Genomic DNA, 20952 nt, shown 5'->3' with positions numbered 1-20952 from the left:
AACGGTTGTATTAGATACTGAGGAGGATGTAAGGATGGTATATAAAGAAACCGTTTTGATCACGAGTAAAGTTACAATGGCTTTCTTGATGGACTTTGTAAAGGATGCCAATCTTTTTAGTAGTTACATTATTGTAGAAGTTGAAGGGAAACGATTAAATGCTAAGAGTATTTTAAGTATGGGGAGACTGACAACTCACTTTGGACCGATGACTATTATTGCGACTGGATTAGATAGTGAAGAAGCTTTAAACCACTTAAAAAAAATGTGTAGTGTTGTCCAGAAGAAGAGTGTGTAAAATATATTGGTGTTTTTTGTGCCCGGACATTGTAGAAAATGACCGGGCGCAATTAGTTTTGTTTTTGGAAAAGCTCACCTAGCTGTTGAGATCGATTCGTTGCATCTGTAATACATGCTAAAAGAGCTTCTTCATAATCATACTCTTTAAGAGTGGCGATTCCAGCTTGTGTCGTTCCTCCTGGACTCGTAATTTTTTTTCTTAAAAGTTCTGCTGGTTGTTTCGTTTGACGAAGCATCATGGCAGCTCCATGAATGGTTTGCAAGATGAGTTCACGTGCTGTTTCCTCGTCAAGTCCATTTTGTATAGCGGCTTTTTCCATACATTCTACCATATAATAGAAATAAGCTGGACCGCTGCCAGATAACCCTGTTACGGCATTCATTTTATCTTCCGGAACGGACACGACGCTTCCAATCGTTTGAAACAGACGCTTTGTAAACAACAAGTCATTTTTATCCGCGTACGCTCCACCTGAAATAGCAGTTGCAGATAAGCCTATTGTAGCTGATGTATTTGGCATTGCACGAACAATAGGGGTGCGTGTGTGGATCTTTTCTTCGATATAAGTAGTTGTAATGCCTGCTAAAACAGAAATAATCAGATGGTTTTTATGAATATATGGCTGAATCATGCCTAAAGCATCGGGCGCGTCTGTTGGCTTCATAGCTAGAATGATCACTTTATTTTGTTGCAAAAGTTTCTGAATATCTTGAGTAACATGAACGCTGTATGTTGTTTTTAATTCCTCAAGTCTCTGTGAATTCGAGCGATTTAATAACATAATTTGGTTAGAGTCAACAAACTTTTCAGAAATCATTCCTTCGACAATTGCTTCTGTGATTGATCCGGCACCAATGAAACCGATGTTCGTTCTTGTCATCATCCTCATCCTTTCCAAATAAAACGCCCACTCATCCTTATGAAAGGACGAATGGGCGTTATCCGTGGTACCACCTTATTTTTGATATCAACATTGATATCCTCTAGTTCCTTATAACGTAGGAAGCGGCTGTATTTCTACAGCTGGCTCGAGGGTAGGTTCGAAATGAGTAAGGTGAAGGGACTTTTCAGCCGATGAATCCCTCTCTCTGGCACATAATAGAATTTCTACTATTCCCTTTCAAAGCCAATACGTTCATTCTAATTTTACATAGTATGCTATGAAAATAAAAAAATGTCAACTTCTAATATCGAAAAATTCAAAATAAACTATCTCGATATAATGACAAAAAGAACGAACAGCGATAGAATAGAGGTAGTTAATGTAACGAAAAGTAGAGGTGGCGGTAAATTGAATTTAACGAAAGAAAAGGTACTGTCAATGACAGTTCCAACTCCGTTTGCTGTTGGTCCGGTAAATTGTTTTTTATTAAAAGGAGATGCGCTGACTCTAGTTGATACCGGCCCACGTACACCCGAAGCGCAACAAGAACTTGAAAAGCAGCTGCATAGTTATGGTGTCGCTTTCGAAGATATTGATCAGGTAGTACTCACTCATCACCACCCTGATCATATTGGCCTTGTTGGGAGAATGATGAAAAATGGTGTTAACGTTCTAGGGCATTGGAAGAATGACCGATGGTTACAGATGAGCGATTCTTTTTTGAAAGAAAATGAAGCGTTTATGACGGGGATTTACCGTGAAGCTGGGGTTCCTGAACAATATTTTGATCATGTAAGTGATACGCGAGGCTATCTTGCGTATACAGACCGTGCAAAATGCGACCGTCATCTCTCTGAAGGAGATGACGTACCAGGCTGTAGCGGATGGACTGTGATGGAAACACCTGGTCACGCCCAAAGTCATATCTCTTTATGGCATAAGGAGACTGGAATGATGATTGCAGGCGATCATCTTATTAAGAAGATTTCTTCAAACCCTTTACTTGAGCCGCCCTATGTGAAAGGGACGGAGAGACCTAAACCGCTTCTTCAGCAGAGGAATTCTTATCGTAAAACGTTAGATGCCCATCTTCAGTACGTCTATACCGGTCATGGGGAGCCGATTTTAAATCCGGACGAGTTAATCAAGGTACGATTACAAAAACAAGAGGAACGTTCAGAGAAGGTTGCATCATTTTTAAATCGTCCAATGACCGCCTTTGAAGTTTGTCAGCAATTATTTCCAGGAGTTTATAAAAAGCAAACAGGTCTTACTCTCTCCGAAACAATCGGGCATCTTGATTATCTTGAATCGGAGAATGTGATAGTTAAAATAAAAGAAAAGGAAAAAACGGTTTATCGATCTAGATCGTAAAAGGTGAAGCACATGAAAAATTTAAAGAATAAAGTTGTTCTTATTACAGGAGCATCAAGCGGAATAGGACGACAGTTGGCAATCGATTTAGCTAAAAAAGGGGCTAAACTAATCCTTGTAGCTCGTTCAGAAGAAAAGTTAATGGAAGTGAAAGGGTTAATTGAACGAAGCGGGGCTTATGCGCCAGCCGTATGGACGATTGATGTCGGGGATGGAGAGCGAGTGGAGCATGTTCTGCCGATGCTATTAGAAGAGATGCCCCCGATTGATGTTTTGATTAATAATGCTGGGTTTGGAAAATTTGACGCGTTTGTGGATGCCGATATGAAAGATATTGAAGCAATGTTTGATGTGAACGTCATTGGACTCATGCGATTTACTTCACATGTGCTACCAGGGATGATAGATGCAGGATCGGGTCATGTGGTCAACATTGCTTCTCAGGCAGGAAAGCTTGCTACGCCAAAATCTTCGGGGTATTCAGCTTCAAAACACGCAGTTCTTGGATTTTCAAACAGTTTGCGTATGGAGATGAAGGAACACCACATTCAAGTAACAACGGTAAATCCAGGACCAATCAAAACAAACTTTTTTGAAACGGCAGATAGTAGTGGCACTTATACGAAAAACGTTGAAAAGATGATGCTCTCAGCAGAAAAGGTATCGCGAGAAATTATTTCTGCTATTGAAAAGGGCACGCGCGAAGTGAACCTTCCAGGATGGATGAATGCTGGAGCCAAACTTTATCACACGGCTCCAGGCCTTGTGGAAAAAATAGCTGGAAAGTTTTTTGACCAAAAATAAAATTGTCTTAAGAGCATCACTTCGGTGCTCTTTTTTTGCTCTATAATATTTGTTGGGGTTTTTTCATCATTTTTTTAAGGAAATGAAGTTGTTTTGGAAGACTAGAGAGGTTTACGCTAAATTAAGATACGCCTTGTGAATCAAAGAGACGAGCTGAGAGAAAAAGTGAGGTGACAAGATGATAGATGAGAGAGTAAGAATTTTTGATGAAAATAGAAACCCGATTGGAGTAGTTTCGCGAGATGAGGCACATCGAGTAGGGCATTGGCATGAGGTTTTTCAATGCTGGTTCGTTCGGAGAGAAGAAGGGGTTAAACAAGTGTATTTGCAGCTTCGAAGTTCTTTGAAAAAAGATTTTGCGGGTCTTTATGACATTACTGCAGCTGGTCACTTAATGGCAGACGAATCAGTGAAGGATGGAGTGCGAGAAATTGAGGAAGAACTTGGAGTTCCTGTTTCTTATGAAGAATTGCACCCTTTGGTTGTAATGAATGCATCGATCCAGCAAGGTAATTTTCTTGATAATGAAATCGCAAATATCTTCCTTTTTGAACACAATAAATCGTTTGATACATTTGCTCTTCAAAAAGAAGAGGTCGCAGGAATTGTTCAGGCTGATTTTGAAGCGTTTTATGATCTCTGGATGGGAAAACAAACCGATCTTCATGTGGAAGGTTTTTGGTTTAATCATGAGGGAGGACGAAAGAACTTGAATCAAAAAATAAGTAAACGTCACTTTGTTCCTCATGAATCCTCTTATTATGAAACGATTGTGAAAGAAATGATGAAATACTTCAATCAAATAGAGGATCGTTAATAGGGATTAGGTGTAAGTAGGAAAAAAGATGGAAAGTAGGAGAGCTAAACATGAAAGGAAAGCCGTTGCCAGTTGTGACAATTAGAGAACTTTCTCTTTCGGATACAGAAGACCGTTATCAGTGGTGTCTTGATACTGAAGTGACAAAGCATCTGAATATGCCAGAAAAATATCCACCGTTTACCCGAGAAGAAACGAGCAGCTGGATTCAATTATGCATTAGTCGAAAAAACGGGTATGAGCAGCGAGCGATTGTAACTGAGGAAGGGAAACATATAGGGTGGGTGGACCTGAAAAATATCGATCAGCTCAATGGCCATGCCGAACTAGGGATTGCGATTGGAGATAAACGTTATTGGGGACAAGGATATGGCTTAAGTGCTATGAAAGCGATGCTTAGATGGGGCTTTACTGAATTGGAATTAAATAAGATTTGGCTCAGAGTGGAAATGGATAATGAGAAGGCTATCAAGTCTTACAAGCAAAGCGGTTTTGTGGAAGAAGGTATATTGCGAGAAGATCGCTACCGAGAAGGGCATTACGTTGATCGACTTAGAATGAGTCTCTTAAGGAGAGAGTTTATCTAACCAATTACTGAGGTTTTTGCCTATTATTGTCATGTTTTGTGCTATACTATCATGTGAATCACGATATTATTCTACTAAACTTAATCTAATCGCTAAAGGAGAAGTTGTATGAATTGGTATTTGAAAGTGTTGAAGAACTATGTGAACTTTCAAGGGAGAGCAAGGCGTAAAGAATATTGGATGTTTACTCTTTTTAACATCATTTTCTCAGTTGTCCTAACTCTAATCGAATCGCTTGCTGATATTACTCCATTTCTAACAGGGATTTATTCTTTATTCATCCTTTTACCGGGCCTTGCTGTAACGGTTCGCAGATTGCATGATACAGGCCGAAGCGGCTGGTGGGTATTGATTGGACTCATTCCTTTTATTGGTAGTATAGTTATTCTTGTTTTCACCTGTCTTGAAAGTGAGCGAGAAGAAAATCGCTTCGGCCCCAATCCTAAAGCCGTTTAATTTGTCGGAATGTGAAGGTGTTTTCATGTAAACCGCTAATCCACCTGATTAGCGGTTTATCTTCTAGTTAGATTTGGTCCTTAATTATTCAACACATTGGAGAGATGATCGTGAATCCGATATTAATGGAAATTGAAACGTCCCTTGAAACAGAACGATTGCTGCTAAGAATGCCTCAGCCTGGTGATGGGAAAATAGTGAATGAAGCGATTCAAACGTCTATTGAGGAACTAAGGCCGTGGCTAGGCTTTGCGCGGGTAACACCTACTCCCGAGGAAACGGAAATTAATATAAGAGAAGCGCACATCAAGTTCCTAAAGCGTGAAAGTTTGCGGTTTCTTGTTTTTTTGAAAGAAACAAATGAGTTTGTAGGATCAACAGGTTTTCATAACATTCATTGGGATGTTCCGAAGCTTGAAATTGGGTATTGGATGGCGACAGGGCATAGTGGACATGGTTATATGACGGAGGCTGTTCAAAAGCTGACTCAATATGCTCATCAAAGACTGGATTGTAGAAGAGTTGAAATTCAGTGTGATCGAGAGAATGCGCGGAGTCGAGCGATTCCTGAACGCTTGGGTTATCTTCTTGAAGGAACGCTCAAAAATGACGACTTGGCCATTGATGGGACGAAAATAACGGATACATGTATCTACTCAAGTATCATTTGAATTTATCGCTAATAGAAAAACTCATGGCTGCTTGATCTTAATGGATCGAATGGCCATGAGTTTTTTTGCAATGAATGAAGGAAGCTTAACGCATTACACTTCCGCCTGAAATCTTTAAAGATTCTCCAATAATGTTCTCAGATGCGTTTGATAGGAGGTAAATGATACTGTTCGCTACTTCTTCGGGTTGTGTGATTCTACCTGAAGGCATTCCTTCTTCTACTGCTTTTAATTCTTCTTCAAAGCTTTTGTTTTCTCTTTTTCCTTTTGACTCAATGCTATTTCTTCCCATTTCTGTGTCAACGAAGCCTGGACAGACGGCGTTCACTCTAATTCCATCACGAATCGCTTCATGTGCAAATGACTGTGTAAATCCAGTAATGGCAAACTTTGAAGCGCTATAGGCGGTATTTCCAAAAGTTCCTCGAAGCCCCGATAGAGAAGAGAGGTTCACAATGGAACCTTTTTTCTTATCATCACGCATTTTACTGTAAACGAGCTGTGTGAGTAAAACCGTTGAGAAATAATTTAGTTCCATCACCTTACGAAGGTCTTCTTCTTGTAACTGATCGAGCGTATCGCCGCCACCAATTCCCGCTGAATTAACTAACCCTGTAATCGTTCCTCTTTCTTTTATCGCATTTTCGATTAAGGTAGCACGATCTTGCTCACTGTTTAAGTCTGCTGGAAGCACGGTAATTTTAGCATCTGCAACTAGCTTTTCGCACTCGTTCTTTAACGTCTCTAATTTCTCTTTATTTCTTCCTGTAATCGTAATGGTAGCCCCGGCTTGAACAGCGGCTTTTGCCGTTTCAAATCCAATACCACCAGTCGCTCCAGTGATCAACACGTGCTCTTGCTTTAGTGCGTCTTCTTTAAAAATCGCCATGATTCCTTCCTCCTTTTTTGTTCTAGCCATTTCTTTCCCGTTTGAAGACTTATAAAACCTTCAACAAACGAAAAGACAGGTAGCCAGCGGGCTACCTGTCTTAACTACCTTATTATTGAACGCCAACGGCATTAAATGCTTGTTTTACTGACTGTACTTCCGAGCTGCCACTGCCATAAAGGTCTGTTGCAGCTTGAACGGCTGCGGCTCTCATTTGACTAAAGTTCGAAGACGCGGTTAGATATTGCGTTAGCGTACGATAGTAAATGGCGCCAAGCTTGTCTTTCCCGATTCCAGATACGCTTACTCCGTAGAATGTACCACCTTCACTTAAAAGATAAGCGGCTTTATTCATAATTCCGCTATTAATATGAACACCACCGTTATCCTGTGTACCAGTATAGCGCACAGAATAATGATCAGGATCGCCAAACTTCGCAGGGTCAGACATCGAACGAAGAGCGTCTCCAGAAGTTCCTGGTGTATAAATGTCTTCGCCAATTAACCAGTCAGGATTATTATTATCATGATATTCCACAAGTGTTCCGAACACGTCGGACATTGATTCGTTCAACGCTCCTGATTCATTTTGATAAATAAGATCCGCTGTCGTATCTGTAACAGCGTGTGTTAATTCATGTGCTACAACATCTTCACCGCCAGAAAGAGATACGAACGTGGAGCCGTCTCCATCACCATAGACCATTTGGCTACCGTTCCAGAACGCATTATTGTAGTTACGACCATAATGTACAGTAGATTCTAGTGGTGCCCCATTTCCGTCATAACTATCGCGGTTGAATACATCTTTATAATAATCATATGTTGCGCCTGCATAGTAGTGAGCATCGACAGCTGCCGCGTCATAGCTTGCGTTGAAGGTGTTATCCGCATCCGCCCATAATGAACCTGGTAGTCTTGTCCGGTTAGCTGCGTCATACGTAAGAATTCCGCCGCCTCTCGTTGTATCTTTCAGATAATAGGTTGAGGAGGAAAGAAGCGTATTGAACGTCTTTTGGTCCCCAAGGACACCCGTTCCGCTGGCTGTTTGAATTGTACCTGTAATCGCGCCACCGCCTGGCTTACCAACACCTTCTTTTTTAGCTTCGTGAAGGGCGTTGAAGCTTGTTAGTACTTCACCACTTGTTGCGTCAATTATGTACTGCCAATTCCCTGGTTCAGGTGAAAGGAAGTTTAATGTGACGTGATAAGCGTATGTCGCAGAATCTCCCTCTGCATAAACGACAAGGTTTGATTCGGGTTTTTGTTCGTAAGTTGGAGAGAAGCCTAGATCTTTTTCTGCTTTTTTAATCGCATCCTGTTTCTTGAATTTTGTTGTTTTTTTAAGCTCTTTCTTCGATCCTAGGTCCGGAATAACTGTACCGGATACAGCAGTTAAGACGCCGCTTTCATCAACGTGTGCGGTTTGAGTGGAGCCGTAAACCGGTGTTCCTTCATGAAGCTGCTGTAAACGAAAGACCGTAAAGCCAAGGTCGTCTTTTTCTTTAGAAATGATTTGAAAAGCCTCCTGTGCTGATGATCCACTAAATTTGTACATGTTTTTTTGGTCATTTAAGTAATCGAACAACACTTCATTAGGATTTTGAGAACTTGCTTTTGTTAATTTCCCGGAAACAAAAGATGGCGTCCCGGTTTCTTTATTCATATTCGTATCCGCTGCCGCGAATGTGGAGGATGGAGCAAACATGGTGCTAACAAGCCCCACTGATAAACCAATTGAAAGCAAATTCTTTTTCTTTCCCATTTCATTTCCCCCTCGTAATTAAGATGTGCTTACTTTATCACGAAAGTTTTAATATTCAAACTATTTTAATAATTATTGATAGTAATGACCTATCCTTTTGTATGTATTAACAGGACTAATTACCTGGAAGATCATGACCGTATAGTTCATTAGGCTGGATCTTTTTTTATCACAACATCAATAGTTAAAGTCGTAACTTTTTTGATTGGAAGAAAGTACTTATTGTAAAGAGAACGTATATTCGAGTAAAATACGGGTATAGATAAAGAGAACAAATGTTCTGTTTGATGAAAAGGAGGAGGATACAAGTGGATTATTCACAATTTCCAAAGAAAACAATTCTATGTATTGATATGAAAAGCTTCTATGCTAGCTGCTCAGCGGTAGAGATGGGGCTTGATCCGCTGACGTGTTATCTTGCGGTAGTAGGAGACGTGGAACGGCAGGGGAGTGTTGTGCTAGCAGCTTCCCCAGCCCTAAAAAAAGAATTTGGGATTCGTACAGGGAGCAGGTTGTTTGAAATTCCAAATGACAAAAGAATCCATATTGTTAATGCGAAAATGTCCTCTTATTTAAAACAATCAATGGAAATAACGAGGCTTTTTCATCGTTATGTACCATCAGAATGTATCCATACGTATAGCGTTGATGAATCATTTTTGCAGGTTGATGGGACAGAACGACTATGGGGAGATAAATTTGAAGTGGCTCATAAGATTAAAAATGAAATAAGTGAGACATTCGGCTTGCCAAGCGCGATTGGAATTGGACCAAATCTTCTGATGGCTAAGCTTTGCCTGGATCTTGAGGCGAAAGAAAAAGGGGTAGCTGAGTGGAGCTATGAAGACATTCCTAGAAAACTGTGGCCGCTTTCCCCACTTAGTCAAATGTGGGGAATTGGCGCACGAGTGGAACGTACGTTAAATCGAATGGGGATTCGAAATGTAAAGCAGCTGGCTCACTATCCGCTTCACTTATTAGAAGAGAAATTTGGTGTCATGGGGAATCAACTTTATCATCATGCGTGGGGAGTCGACCTTTCTGAAATGGGTGCTCCCATTATGCAGGGACAGATTAGTTTTGGGAAAAGTCAGATCTTATTAAGGGATTATCATGATCAAAAAGAAATTCAACACGTTATTCTTGAAATGAGTGAAGAAGTGGCGAGACGTGCTAGAAGAGCCGGGAAAGCAGGTCGTACGATTAGTCTAGGAATTAGTTATAGCAAAGAAGAAGGCGGCGGTGGTTTTCACCGCTCAAGGAGCATCAACAGTCCGACGGCGATTACGCTTGAAGTATATCGCGTTTGTCTTCAGCTATTTGATGAATTTTATGAAAGAAAAACGGTACGGAAAATTTCCATCACTCTTTCGAATATTTGTAATGATGAGGAAGTGCAGTTGGATTTATTTAATACTGCTCGGCCGAAGCAGCGAGACCTTGGCTATGTGATGGATTCCATTAGAGAGAAATACGGATCGGATGCTCTGCTACGCGCTGTTTCGTACACAAAAGCTGGTACAGCTTTACACAGAAGTAAGCTTGTCGGTGGGCATAAAGCGTAAAGGGGGGATAGAGATGATTCGTGATCGCGGAAATATAAAGTGGACGTCAATGATGTTACCTGAGCATGTGAAAGAGCTACGTGATTGGAAAGAAGAAGAGAAAAGAAATCAGATGCCGGTACTGGATGAGCAAAAAATAGAGGAAATGAATGAAGTGATCTGCGAGGCTATGGAATTCCATTGGCCGCTGCGCCTTCACTATTTTAAAAACGGTGAAACACACGTCTTCACGGGCTACGTCCATTATATCGAGCCATTGACGAAGGAGCTACGCATCATTGACCATAAGAATCAAAAGAGAAACGTTAAATTGTTGAACCTTATTCACGTTGAATTAGAATGAAAAAAATGGATGTACACTCCGGGGGGTAAAAAGTTTTTCATTTCTTGATTGGGGTAAAATACGTATAACGCAAACTTTGCCAAGACATTTTGACTGGAAAACCACTATCATCAGAACAAGCAAAATCAAAATCCGGAGTGAGATGACAGATGTTATTAGCTCAAAATTTAAAAGAAAATACGGAGAAAATTAAAGGGATTGACATTCATTATGAGTATTACAGAAATGAAGAAGCTGTTGATCGCCCAGTTATAACCCTGCTTCACGGCTTTTTGTCTTCAAGCTTTAGTTTTAGAAGACTAATTCCATTATTAACAAAGGTCTACACCGTTGTTGCAATCGACCTCCCGCCGTTTGGGAAAAGCGAGAAGTCTCATCGCTTTGTTCACTCTTACCAAAATTATGCAGAGGTGGTTGTTGAGCTATTGGAAAGACTTTCGATTGAAAACACGGTCATAATCGGGCATTCCATGGGCGGACAGGTAGCTATGAGAGTATCAGTGTTAAAAGAAGATTTTGTGAGTAAAAATATCTTGCTATGTAGCTCAGGATATCTCGAGAAAGCCAAACAGAGTCTCGTCTATACATCCTACTTACCTTTCTTTTCTGTCTACTTAAAACGTTGGCTTTACCGAAAAGGAGTTAGGGGGAATTTGCTCAATTGTGTTTATGACCCAGCGCTTATCGATGAAGAGATGATGGATGGCTATATTCAACCCTTCTTTAACGAAGGGATTTTTAGATCGCTGGTTCGTATGATCCGTGATCGAGAAGGTGACCTGTCCGAAGCGGAGCTAAAACAAATTCATACACCCAGCCTTTTAATATGGGGAGAAAATGACAGGGTTGTGCCATTGAAAATTGGGAAACGTTTAAGCAGCGACTTACCAAATGCTGAGCTGATTGTCTATAAAAAAACGGGTCATCTTCTTCCTGAGGAGCGACCAGCATCGATTATGAAAGACATAGAACAGTTTTTAACTCGTTAAATAAAAGCAAGTGTCAATGGTAGAGAATAAACTCCTTTAAGCAAGGAGTTTATTTTCATGCAGGTAGAAAGAGTTGACTCAGCAGAATCATGCGTGATAAAGTAAAGCTCATTCGATTGTGAATTCAAATCAAATAAAATTTGAGCTTATGCTCATTAATAATTGCATATTTCTTATTAAGAGAAGTGGAGGGATCTGGCCCGAAGAAGCTTCAGCAACCTCTGACATTCAGAAAGGTGCTGCTTCCAGCAAGAGAAATCTTGAGAGATAAGAGCAAAAGCCCTCTTCTCTTGAAGTGGGTTTTTTTATGCTGTAGAAAAGTAAAAGGAGATAGAGAGAATGGAAAAAGAAATTAAAGGAAATGGCCTGGCGTTACTTCCTCTTGGCATTTTTATTGTGCTCTTTATTGGCACGGCGATTGTGACAAAGGATTTTTATAGCATGCCGGTTATACTTGCTTCATTAATTGCTGCGGGTGTAGCTCTTTCAATGAATCGAAAAGAAAACTTTATGAAGAAAGTGGAAGTGTTCTGCCGAGGAGCAGGAAACACCAATATTATATTAATGATTCTTGTCTTCTTATTGGCAGGAGCTTTTGCTGGAACTGCTGAAAAAATTGGCGCGGTAGATTCGATTGTGAATCTTGGAATATCCATTCTTCCAGCGAATTTGTTAATCGTTGGCTTATTTTTGATCGCATGTTTTATTTCCATTTCAATGGGAACGTCAATGGGAACCATCGTAGCTCTTGCACCGATTGGAATTGGAATCGCAGAACAAACGGGAGTTGCGCCAGCACTTGCCTTGTCTGCAGTTATTGGTGGAGCGATGTTCGGTGATAATCTTTCCATGATTTCAGATACAACCATTGCAGCAGTTCGAACACAAAATACGCAAATGAAAGACAAATTTAAAGTAAACTTCTTTATCGTATTGCCTGCTGCTATTGTCACTGCCGTTATATATGGCGTGTTAACGATCGGAGAACAGGCAACAGTTGGTGGAGAACGTGCTTTTGACTTGATCACGATTCTTCCATATTTAGGTGTTCTAATCGCAGCGATCGCTGGGGTTAATGTTCTTGTTGTCCTTGTGAGCGGAACGCTATTTGCTGGAATAGTCGGTCTATTTAACGGTTCATTTGGAATGAGTGGACTTATTTCCACCGTTACAGAAGGGATTAAAGGAATGGAAGACCTTGCGATGATTGCCCTAGTAATCGGTGGTATGATCGAAGTGATCAAGCATAATGGCGGTATTCAGTACGTGCTAGATAAGATTTTAAGTAGAGTAAACTCACGTCGAGGAGCGGAATTTGGTATAGCTGGTTTGGCTAGTGTGCTTGATTTATCGACAGCGAATAATACGATTTCAATCATCATGGGTGGGCCGCTGGCGAAGAACATTTCTGAAAAGTATGGCGTGGATCCACGGAAATCAGCTAGTATTCTAGACATTTTCTCAGGTAGTATTCAAGGGATGCTCCCATATGGTGCTCAGGTTCTAGCGGTTGCAGGACTTGCATCGATCTCGCCACTTGCCCTCTTACCATATTCGATTTATCCTATTCTTATTGCGGTTGCTGGAGTGATTGCGATTTCCATTAACTATCCCTCTCTTCAAAAGAAAGAGGAAGCAAACGGTTAGAAGTAGCTGTTAAATGAAACGAGATAAAGAAAAGCAGGTAGCTCCAATGAGCTACCTGCTTTTCTTTATTATCCTTCAATTTGTTTTTGAAGATGAACAATTCGCTGAGGAAGAATATATAAGTATTCTATTAATGAATCAAGTAGATCAATAATAAGATTTGCGGTTTCTTCGCTTGTCGCTTTTTCGAGGCAAAGGAGATCGTTTAGATTACTTCCTTTTCCAAGGAGCTGACCTAATTTTACAATCGGTTCTTCTAAATCAATTTGTTTTGCCAGCGTTTCGAGCTGTTTGGATAGCGGCTGTCCTAATTCATTCTCGGCTAGAAAGCTGCCGGTAATGCTTTCGAGGACGCGATTAGCCATTACAGCTGTTGCCGTCCAGTCTTTCATGTTATGTACATTTACGGCAGAGCGGTAAACACGTTCAAGGTCATCAGGCAGTCGAGCAGAACTCGTTAGTCTACCGAGTGGTTCACGTGTAAAGGACGTTTGATGAACAAAAAGTTCGACTTCCTCACCTCGATCACCGTGTGAAGTTTTAATTAGAATGAAGAGCACCGCTTCTTTACAAACGGAACAGCGAGAAAGCGTTGAGAACACGGCCTGGTTAATTTGATAATCAAATTTTAATTGAAATGCGGCATCATTTCCACATTCAGGACATTCTGTATTCGCTGATTTTGGAAGCTTCGTTTGTCCATATTTTACAACCGAATTAATCGTCGTCTGCTGTATCTTTCTCATCATATACCCCCTGGATCGATTTTGAGCAACTTGTTGTCAATCGAATTGAAACGCTAATTCCTGTAATATATTGTTTGAATTATTAAAAATCACACTATCAACTTATAATGTTCGCCCTCATTGGAAATATAAGGGGGTTTGGAAGCGTTAATGTGATTGATAAACCAATAATCGAGCAAAAGTCCTTTTCTTAAAAGAGTAATATATACCCAAAATTGTGAAAATATTGACAGGTGTACCTGGCGAATCCTACACTAGAGTGAAATGAACGATAGGAGGTATCACTATGGAACAAGCCCGTCTATTTTGGAGTTATTTTTGGAAAGAACATTATCGTGCAAAGAATCTCTTAACATTCGCTTCTTCACACACGCCTGAAATCCCTTCCCAAAGTTCACAAAAAAATCCTACGCTTACTTCAGGACCAGGACCAGCCTACGACAAGAGAAAGATTACTGGGTTAGTTTTAGGACCGGCATTATTTCTTTGTCTTATGCTCTTTTTTCATCCGAACGGTCTTTCGGAAGCTGGTTTAGCCGTATTAGCAAGTACCGCATGGATTGCAACGTGGTGGATAACAGAAGCTATCCCGATCCCTGCAACATCTCTCTTGCCACTCATCCTATTTCCGCTAACGGGTGCACTTGAAGGTGATTTAACAGCATCTGCTTATGGCGACAATACGATATTTCTTTTTATGGGTGGTTTTTTGATTGCGCTTTCAATGCAGAAATGGAATTTACATAAACGCATTGCTCTTTTTATTATATCAGCAATCGGAACGAGTACGGAGAAAATTGTACTTGGCTTTATGGCGGCGACAGGTTTTTTATCGATGTGGATTTCGAATACCGCGACCGCTATGATGATGGTACCAATTGGACTTGCGGTGATTTATCAGGTGTCAGAACAGCTTGATCTGGATACGAAAGAGGGAGCTCCGAGATTTAATTTCGGAAAAGCAATTATGTTAGGTATTGCTTATAGCGCTTCGATTGGGGGTCTTGCGACATTAATTGGAACGCCACCTAATACCATCTTTGCAGCAGTTGTGAATGAACTTTATGGCATTGAAATTTCATTTGCTCGTTGGATGATGTTTGGTGTACCGTTAACCGTTTTACTTTTAATTGGATGTTGGTATTACCTTGTGAAAATGGCTTTTCCAATGAACATTAAAGAATTACCAGGTGGAAAAGAAGTTATCAATAAGGAAAAGACGGATCTAGGAAAAATGTCGGTTGAAGAAAAAGTTATTTTATTGATTTTTTCATTAACAGCACTTGCGTGGATTAGTCGTTCATTTGTTCTAAATGAGCTTAATCCAAACATTAATGATACGATTATTGCGATGACAGCAGCGATTTTGTTGTTTCTTATTCCTGCACCTTCTAACAAAGGATCGTTTTTGTTGGACTGGAATACCGCGAAAGGGTTGCCGTGGGGGATTCTCTTACTCTTCGGGGCCGGACTTGCAATTGCTTCTGGATTTCAAGAATCAGGACTAGCGAAGTGGATTGGTGAGCAGCTAACTGTTCTTGAAGGTATCCATTTATTTGTTATTTTACTTCTTGTTACGACGCTCGTTATTTTCTTAACAGAAATTACATCGAACACGGCGACAGCCACAATGATGTTTCCAATAATGGCATCTTTATCAGCAGCGATTGGTGTACATCCGTATGCTTTGATGATTGGGGCAGGCATTGCATCGAGTTGCGCATTCATGCTTCCAGTTGCTACGCCGCCAAACGCAGTCGTGTTTGGGTCGGGGTATTTAAAGATTCCTGACATGGCAAGAGCAGGGTTCTGGCTTAACGCAACATCTGTGGTGATCATCACGCTAGCGATCTATTTTTATATGCCAATCGTGTGGAGCATCGATCTAACGCACATTCCTACTAAATTTAAATAAACAGATCAAAGGATAAAGGTGATGATACAGTGGTCGATCAAGTAAATTGGGAGCAGCGTTATACATCAAAAGATGCAGGGTTTTGGAAAGCGGCAGCTAGTCTTGGTTGTGGAGCATTGCTAGTTTTTTCTTCCTTATATGCTTTCCAACCGCTTCTTCCTATATTTGTGAAAGAATTTCAAATAACGCCTACAACATCAAGTCTACTGATGTCATTGCCGGTCATTACAATGATTCCTGGTCTTCTTATTCTAGGGTTTGTATCAGATCGCTACGGACGAACAATGGTGATGAAAGTATCGTTGCTTTTTGTTCTAGGATTACTACTTCTCATGCCATTGATGAATTCGTTTCTACTTCTTTTAATTCTTCGATGTGTCCAGGGATTTTTTCTTGCAGGTATACCAGCATCAGCAATGGGCTATTTAGCAGATGAAGTTGAGCCTTACAACATCGGCCTAGCCACAAGTATTTACATTGCTAGTAATGCAATGGGAGGCCTTAGCGGCCGCGTAACAACAGGTTATTTGACGGATGTATATAGCTGGAAAATAAGCTTGCTCTCTCTTGCGGCTTTTGGACTTGTCGTAACAGTGTGTTTTTACTTGCTTTTGCCTGCTTCTCGTTTTTTTAACGGGGGGAGTAGAAGTATGATTCATGATATGAAAGGAATGTTCGTCCATCTTAAAGACAGGCGATTGTTGTCTCTCTTTACACTTGGTTTTCTCATTCAAGTGATCTTTACAGGTGTTTGGACCTATTTGCCCTTCTACTTGGAAGCAGAACCTTTTACACTTTCGTTGAAATGGATATCGTTTACTTATTCTGCGTATATCCTTGGGGTGGTTTCTCCTCCCATGGCTGGAAGAATTTCTTCAAGTATCGGTCTTCGACGAACGATGATCATCGGGCTATTCACACTACTAGTAGGAGTGGTCCTAACCATTCATCAATCAATAACGCTTGTCATGATTGGGCTTTGCATCATTTGTGCTGGGTTTTTTATCGCGCATTCAATGGCATCTGCTTCCGTAGCTAAGACAGCCGAACATCACAAAAGTGGAGCCTCAAGCTTTTATTTAATTAGCTATTATGCAGGTGTCGCTGCAGGCAGTTCAGGTGTTGGTGTATTGTGGGACCGTTTTGGATGGGGTGGAGTAGTAAGTTTGCTTGTGCTCGTCGTACCGCTCCTTGCAATGTTTTCACAAAAACAAGTTTCAAAACGATATCGAAAGAATGATTTCCGAGAGGAGAAGGCAAGATGAACGTGAGGAAGGCGAGGAGGGGTGATGAACTGGGAATCACTCTTTTACTTTCAGATATGGGCTATGAAACATCTGTACATGAAGTGCAAGAACGACTAATACCGATTATGAATGACGATCTGTATGTCACCCTTGTAGTCGAAGAAAAAAAGGAACTACTAGGGATGCTTGGCATGCATTATGAACGTTCGTATGTCGCTAACATTCTTATCGCAAGAATTATTACGATGGTAACAGCAGAAAAATATCGCCAGCAAGGAATCGGAAGGAAGTTAATTCGTGAAGCTGAGAGATTGGCCAATGAGAAAGGGGCTTCCACAGTTGTGTTAAACAGTGGGAACCGCGAAGAACGAAGAGCTGCACATCAATTCTATGAAGCGTGTGGTTATTTGGGAAAATCAACGGGGTTTTATAAGTCGCTTGGCTAAATAAAAAAGCCTTCCGCGTAAAAGCGGAAGGCTAATGCCATTATCTTCTAGTAAATCCTTCTTCATCAAGGTATTGAACCGCTTCATTACGAGAAGGGAATGTGCCATCAAGAATATCGCCAGCGTAGACATTCCATAGCTCGAGTTCAGGCTCGTACATTAGTTCAAGCGTTTGATCTTCATCGTTTACCCAAGTTTGGATTTCGATGTCTGACCCAGGAAGAACAGAAAGAGACTGGATGGACTCACCTATGATTTTTCGAAGCTCATTGCTTGAAAAATCACGAATGTTAACCATACCTCTTTCATCTAATGGATATCCTTCAATAAGGTCACCAAATACATAGCCGTTCCCATTCGGGTGAAGATGATAAACAACATTTTTCTTATCGATAACCGCTTCTTCATAGTGAAAGTTCACACGTCCAAGCGAAACGTCTTTTCGGGTCAGTTCAGGAAAGGATGATTCAATAATCTCTAGTTTTTCTTCAAAAGTTAGCATAATGCCTCCATGTGCTTCAGTAGTATTTCTAGTTTAAACAGGAAAATAAGGATTCAAACGTACTGCACTTTATCTTATCATGGGTTCTCACAAATTTGTATGATTTGTCTGAAGTTCATGAAGAAAATTCGCTATTTCTGATTTGTTTTGTAAAAAAATAATCTTTTTTTCGGGTGAAGTTTGTTGGATCTCTTCAAATCTCTTTTTCATCTTTTCCTTACGAGGATAGTAGGTTGTCCAAATAAATGTTAAAAAAGACCATTCCATTTTTTCATTACAGCCTTTTCCCATATCTGATCGTGTCTTCCCGAGATGAGTGATCCAGCGTTTTAAAACCCGATAAAGACAAAGGAGTCGCGGGGCATCTATATAAATAATCGTATCAGCTTGCGCCACTCGGATATCATAGGAGTTGCTATAATTTCCTTCAATAATCCATCTAGAAGTTAAAGCAATCTTCTCCTGGGAAGTGCGAAACTCATCAAGACTCGCTTCAATCCAACCCGGTTTCCAAAACAGAGCGTCGAGGTGGTGAACCTCATAGTCTAGTATGTCACCGAGTTTCTTTGCAAATGTCGATTTACCTGCTCCTGCTGAAGCGCCCATTACCATAATCCGGTTCACATTCGTGCCTCCCTTAAGGTATTGCGTTCCTTCAAAAGTTTACCAAAAAATGAATGGATACGTAAGAATTGCTTTGTGTAATAAGGAGATAACGTACTTTTGTTTTAACCGTTAGTTCTAAAATCAGCTTTTAATAAGCTGATTCCGGATTTTGAAACAAAACAAATTCCGTAAAATGTTAAAATTAGAATTAAGTATTGATAAGTGAATCAGATGTAGAAGGAATTTCTTAATTATGTTCCCAAGGTCTCATAATTAAGTGAAGGGTTTATTGTCATAAACGAATGAAAACTCATTATTGTACTAGGAGCTTAACTAATGATACTAGATAACGAGAACGGACTATTACTTATCCGTAATGACCAATTAGGTGAGCGGATTTGAAGAAGTGATGGATGTTATAAATTAATCTTTTCTCTATTCGGGAGAGGATCTTATCAAACAAATCATGGTGACATCTCCATTGATAAAGGAGAGTTTCTAATATTTAACCCATATGAAGATCATAAACAACTTATGGCTACAAATGAGAAATTTCTCGTGGAGATAAAGCCATCTTTTCTGCAAGAGACAGCTGATCGATTGGGCATTAAAGCCGCATCCCGTTCGTTCCTCTTCCGTCGTTATAGAAGGTAGGACAGATCGATGGGTCGGGTTAAAGAAACATCCTATACTCTGGGTCAGAAAGCTCACGATTAATAGATATGTGTAAGTAAGTGCATCCAAATAATGCAAAAATACGATAGAAAGAATGAATGGGATGCGAGCTAAGTCCAGATAGACTAATAATTTTTTTTAGGTAACCAATCAGCCATAACACCACCTATTAATCCAAAAAGAAGGTATGGTAAGGTCTCAGCCATAGCCATTCGTGTAGTGTGAAGATTGGAACCAGTTAAATCGTACGCTAAAGATAAAAAGGCCATTCCGGAAGAACATCGCCAAGTCGAGAAATTCCTCTAGCAAGTAAGTAATACCGTATATTTTTGTTTCGCCATAATCTTTTGTACATCTTTATCACCTCATCTTTTATTTTAAGAAGAAATGAAGTGAACTTCTGTCTGATTATTGCTATAAATAGAGACAATATTTGTATGAAGAAGCAGTGTTTAAATGAGGTTTTCAGTACTGATGGTTTTAACGATTGGAAGAAAGAATGTACATGAATAACATACAGAAAAAATCGATTGATTTTGCGTTCACTATTATGTTGGAGCTTATCTGCAATTAGATAGGCTCTTTTAAATTGAAAGAACGAATCAAACCAACGATGCCAATTTATGAAAATTGGTATCAATAACTTGAACAAGTTAAGTGAAGAGGAGTAACATGTTATTTGTTGATAAACAACAATTGCAATTGGCTTCGATTTGTAACAATAATTGTACTGGTTACTATTAAAATGAGAGATAAGATGTAAAAAAATTAAAAGTAGAATTTATTACAGTAAGGGGAGTCATGATGGTAACAAAGCCAAAGGCTATTTTCTTAGATATGGACGGTACGATCTTAAATCACAACAATAAGGTAAGTGGACTTACGAAGCAAATTATTGATGAGTTAAGAGATAATGGACTTTATGTTTTTATCGCGACAGGCAGAGCTGCAGACGAAATAAGCGATCTTGTACCGGATGGATTCCAGGTCGATGGGATCATCTCTTCAAATGGGATGGCCGGGTATGTTGAGGGCGAGGCTATATTTGAACATTCACTCCCTCTTGAATTAGTAGAACAGGTTATCGAAAAAGCGAGAGAACATAAAGTTTATTATGAACTTTTCCCATATGGAGCGGACCGTATCGCTTTACAACAAGATCGTATATTTATGGAAGATGAGGTGAAAGATCCAAAGCCAGAAAGTGTTGGGCTTAATGAATGGCTTTCACGTCAAGAGGCGATCAAAGAAGCGATCGACTGGAAAAGTCACATCGAAGGAGATAAGTTTTCTAAATTCTATTTCTTCGCTAGAACAAAAGACAATATCAATCGGTGGAAAGATGAGTTAGAAAAAATAAAGCAAGATATCGATTTTACAACCTCAATCTCTTCTGCTCATAATGTTGAAGTAATGGTAGCAAATGTAAACAAAGCCACTGGTATTAAGAAAATGTTGCACTATTTTGATTTGTCGGATGTAGAAACATTGGCGGTCGGGGATAGTAACAACGATTTACCGATGTTCCAGTTTGTTGATTATGCAGTAGCAATGAAAAATGCATCGGATCAAATAAAAGAAATTGTCGACGATGTAACGGAATTTACATGTGATGAAGATGGAGTCTATCATTATTTAAAGTCTTTAATCGTCCCATCGTCAATAAAAAGCACATGAATCAGGGCTGAGTTAAAAGAAAAAAAGCTATCTCTCTTCTAATAAAA

General features: G+C 40.0%; 21 protein-coding genes, 1 riboswitch and 1 other annotated feature. Of the genes, 15 read left to right on the top strand and 6 right to left on the bottom strand.

Annotated elements, in window-relative coordinates:
- The first annotated feature begins 34 nt into the window (after positions 1 to 34).
- The gene (locus LCL91_RS06570; protein WP_098444121.1) at positions 35 to 298 is read left to right on the top strand and encodes an HPr family phosphocarrier protein; all 264 of its coding nucleotides are present in this window, start codon (positions 35 to 37) and stop codon (positions 296 to 298) included.
- Between the two features lie 52 nt (positions 299 to 350).
- Here LCL91_RS06570 and proC read toward each other — a convergent pair whose 3' ends face one another.
- The gene (proC, locus tag LCL91_RS06565; RefSeq protein ID WP_224881034.1) at positions 351 to 1184 is read right to left on the bottom strand and encodes a pyrroline-5-carboxylate reductase; all 834 of its coding nucleotides are present in this window, start codon (positions 1182 to 1184) and stop codon (positions 351 to 353) included.
- A gap of 37 nt (positions 1185 to 1221) precedes the next feature.
- Positions 1222 to 1434 (bottom strand) — a binding site (T-box leader).
- Positions 1435 to 1592: 158 nt separating this feature from the next.
- Between proC and LCL91_RS06560 the strand changes: the two genes are divergently transcribed.
- The 6 genes from LCL91_RS06560 (at position 1593) to LCL91_RS06535 (ending at position 5893) form a co-directional block, all read left to right on the top strand.
- Positions 1593 to 2558, top strand: coding sequence for an MBL fold metallo-hydrolase (locus LCL91_RS06560; protein ID WP_224881032.1), 966 nt, complete (start codon positions 1593 to 1595; stop codon positions 2556 to 2558).
- Positions 2559 to 2570: 12 nt separating this feature from the next.
- Complete coding sequence (locus tag LCL91_RS06555; protein ID WP_224881030.1) at positions 2571 to 3362, top strand: SDR family NAD(P)-dependent oxidoreductase; 792 nt, start codon at positions 2571 to 2573, stop codon at positions 3360 to 3362.
- Positions 3363 to 3540: 178 nt separating this feature from the next.
- Positions 3541 to 4179, top strand: a complete 639-nt coding sequence (locus LCL91_RS06550) for an NUDIX hydrolase (protein ID WP_224881028.1) — start codon at positions 3541 to 3543, stop codon at positions 4177 to 4179.
- Positions 4180 to 4229: 50 nt separating this feature from the next.
- Positions 4230 to 4766: a GNAT family N-acetyltransferase gene (locus LCL91_RS06545; protein ID WP_224881025.1), complete on the top strand. Its 537-nt coding sequence runs from the start codon at positions 4230 to 4232 to the stop codon at positions 4764 to 4766.
- Between the two features lie 108 nt (positions 4767 to 4874).
- Entirely contained in the window at positions 4875 to 5222 is a 348-nt protein-coding gene (locus tag LCL91_RS06540; protein ID WP_098444115.1) for a DUF805 domain-containing protein, read from the top strand.
- A gap of 110 nt (positions 5223 to 5332) precedes the next feature.
- Entirely contained in the window at positions 5333 to 5893 is a 561-nt protein-coding gene (locus LCL91_RS06535; protein ID WP_224881023.1) for a GNAT family N-acetyltransferase, read from the top strand.
- An 85-nt stretch (positions 5894 to 5978) separates the two neighbouring features.
- Here LCL91_RS06535 and LCL91_RS06530 read toward each other — a convergent pair whose 3' ends face one another.
- Both LCL91_RS06530 and LCL91_RS06525 read right to left on the bottom strand, forming a co-directional pair.
- A complete protein-coding gene (locus tag LCL91_RS06530; RefSeq protein ID WP_224881021.1) occupies positions 5979 to 6782 on the bottom strand; it encodes an SDR family NAD(P)-dependent oxidoreductase in 804 nt (267 codons plus the stop codon).
- Between the two features lie 112 nt (positions 6783 to 6894).
- On the bottom strand, positions 6895 to 8547 hold the full coding sequence (locus LCL91_RS06525; protein WP_425589661.1) for a M4 family metallopeptidase: 1653 nt from the start codon (positions 8545 to 8547) through the stop codon (positions 6895 to 6897).
- 287 nt (positions 8548 to 8834) lie between these two features.
- Here LCL91_RS06525 and LCL91_RS06520 point away from each other — a divergent pair, with 287 nt between their 5' ends.
- From LCL91_RS06520 to LCL91_RS06505, 4 genes are all read left to right on the top strand, one after another.
- Positions 8835 to 10112: a DNA polymerase thumb domain-containing protein gene (locus LCL91_RS06520; RefSeq protein ID WP_224881241.1), complete on the top strand. Its 1278-nt coding sequence runs from the start codon at positions 8835 to 8837 to the stop codon at positions 10110 to 10112.
- Between the two features lie 13 nt (positions 10113 to 10125).
- Complete coding sequence (locus LCL91_RS06515) at positions 10126 to 10455, top strand: YolD-like family protein (RefSeq protein ID WP_224881018.1); 330 nt, start codon at positions 10126 to 10128, stop codon at positions 10453 to 10455.
- A 149-nt stretch (positions 10456 to 10604) separates the two neighbouring features.
- Positions 10605 to 11444, top strand: a complete 840-nt coding sequence (locus LCL91_RS06510) for an alpha/beta fold hydrolase (protein ID WP_224881017.1) — start codon at positions 10605 to 10607, stop codon at positions 11442 to 11444.
- 170 nt (positions 11445 to 11614) lie between these two features.
- Positions 11615 to 11718: riboswitch (SAM riboswitch) on the top strand.
- 65 nt (positions 11719 to 11783) lie between these two features.
- Positions 11784 to 13091 carry a Na+/H+ antiporter NhaC family protein gene (locus LCL91_RS06505; protein ID WP_224881015.1) on the top strand — a complete coding sequence of 436 codons (1308 nt, stop codon included), beginning with the start codon at positions 11784 to 11786 and terminating at the stop codon, positions 13089 to 13091.
- A 68-nt stretch (positions 13092 to 13159) separates the two neighbouring features.
- Here LCL91_RS06505 and LCL91_RS06500 read toward each other — a convergent pair whose 3' ends face one another.
- A complete protein-coding gene (locus LCL91_RS06500) occupies positions 13160 to 13837 on the bottom strand; it encodes a hypothetical protein (RefSeq protein ID WP_224881012.1) in 678 nt (225 codons plus the stop codon).
- Positions 13838 to 14123: 286 nt separating this feature from the next.
- On the opposite strand from LCL91_RS06500, the gene LCL91_RS06495 reads away from it, so the two are divergent.
- The 3 genes from LCL91_RS06495 to LCL91_RS06485 are packed head-to-tail and all read left to right on the top strand — an operon-like array spanning position 14124 to position 17445.
- Positions 14124 to 15752 carry an SLC13 family permease gene (locus tag LCL91_RS06495; protein WP_224881010.1) on the top strand — a complete coding sequence of 543 codons (1629 nt, stop codon included), beginning with the start codon at positions 14124 to 14126 and terminating at the stop codon, positions 15750 to 15752.
- Between the two features lie 29 nt (positions 15753 to 15781).
- Entirely contained in the window at positions 15782 to 17017 is a 1236-nt protein-coding gene (locus tag LCL91_RS06490; protein ID WP_224881008.1) for an MFS transporter, read from the top strand.
- Positions 17014 to 17445, top strand: coding sequence for a GNAT family N-acetyltransferase (locus LCL91_RS06485; protein WP_224881006.1), 432 nt, complete (start codon positions 17014 to 17016; stop codon positions 17443 to 17445). The genes LCL91_RS06490 and LCL91_RS06485 overlap by 4 nt, the downstream gene beginning before the upstream one ends.
- A gap of 40 nt (positions 17446 to 17485) precedes the next feature.
- Here the strand turns inward: LCL91_RS06485 and LCL91_RS06480 are convergent, their stop codons facing one another.
- Both LCL91_RS06480 and LCL91_RS06475 read right to left on the bottom strand, forming a co-directional pair.
- On the bottom strand, positions 17486 to 17947 hold the full coding sequence (locus tag LCL91_RS06480; RefSeq protein WP_098444103.1) for a hypothetical protein: 462 nt from the start codon (positions 17945 to 17947) through the stop codon (positions 17486 to 17488).
- A gap of 87 nt (positions 17948 to 18034) precedes the next feature.
- Positions 18035 to 18571 (bottom strand): topology modulation protein, encoded by a 537-nt coding sequence (locus LCL91_RS06475; RefSeq protein WP_224881003.1) that lies wholly within the window; start codon positions 18569 to 18571, stop codon positions 18035 to 18037.
- Positions 18572 to 20032: 1461 nt separating this feature from the next.
- Between LCL91_RS06475 and LCL91_RS06470 the strand changes: the two genes are divergently transcribed.
- Positions 20033 to 20905: an HAD family hydrolase gene (locus tag LCL91_RS06470; protein ID WP_224881001.1), complete on the top strand. Its 873-nt coding sequence runs from the start codon at positions 20033 to 20035 to the stop codon at positions 20903 to 20905.
- Positions 20906 to 20952 lie beyond the last annotated feature (47 nt).

Source organism: Guptibacillus hwajinpoensis (assembly GCF_020171785.1).
GTDB lineage: Bacteria > Bacillota > Bacilli > Bacillales > Guptibacillaceae > Guptibacillus > Guptibacillus sedimenti.
The sequence above is the reverse complement of the archived record's forward strand: the minus strand, read 5'-3'. Positions and strand labels throughout refer to the sequence as shown.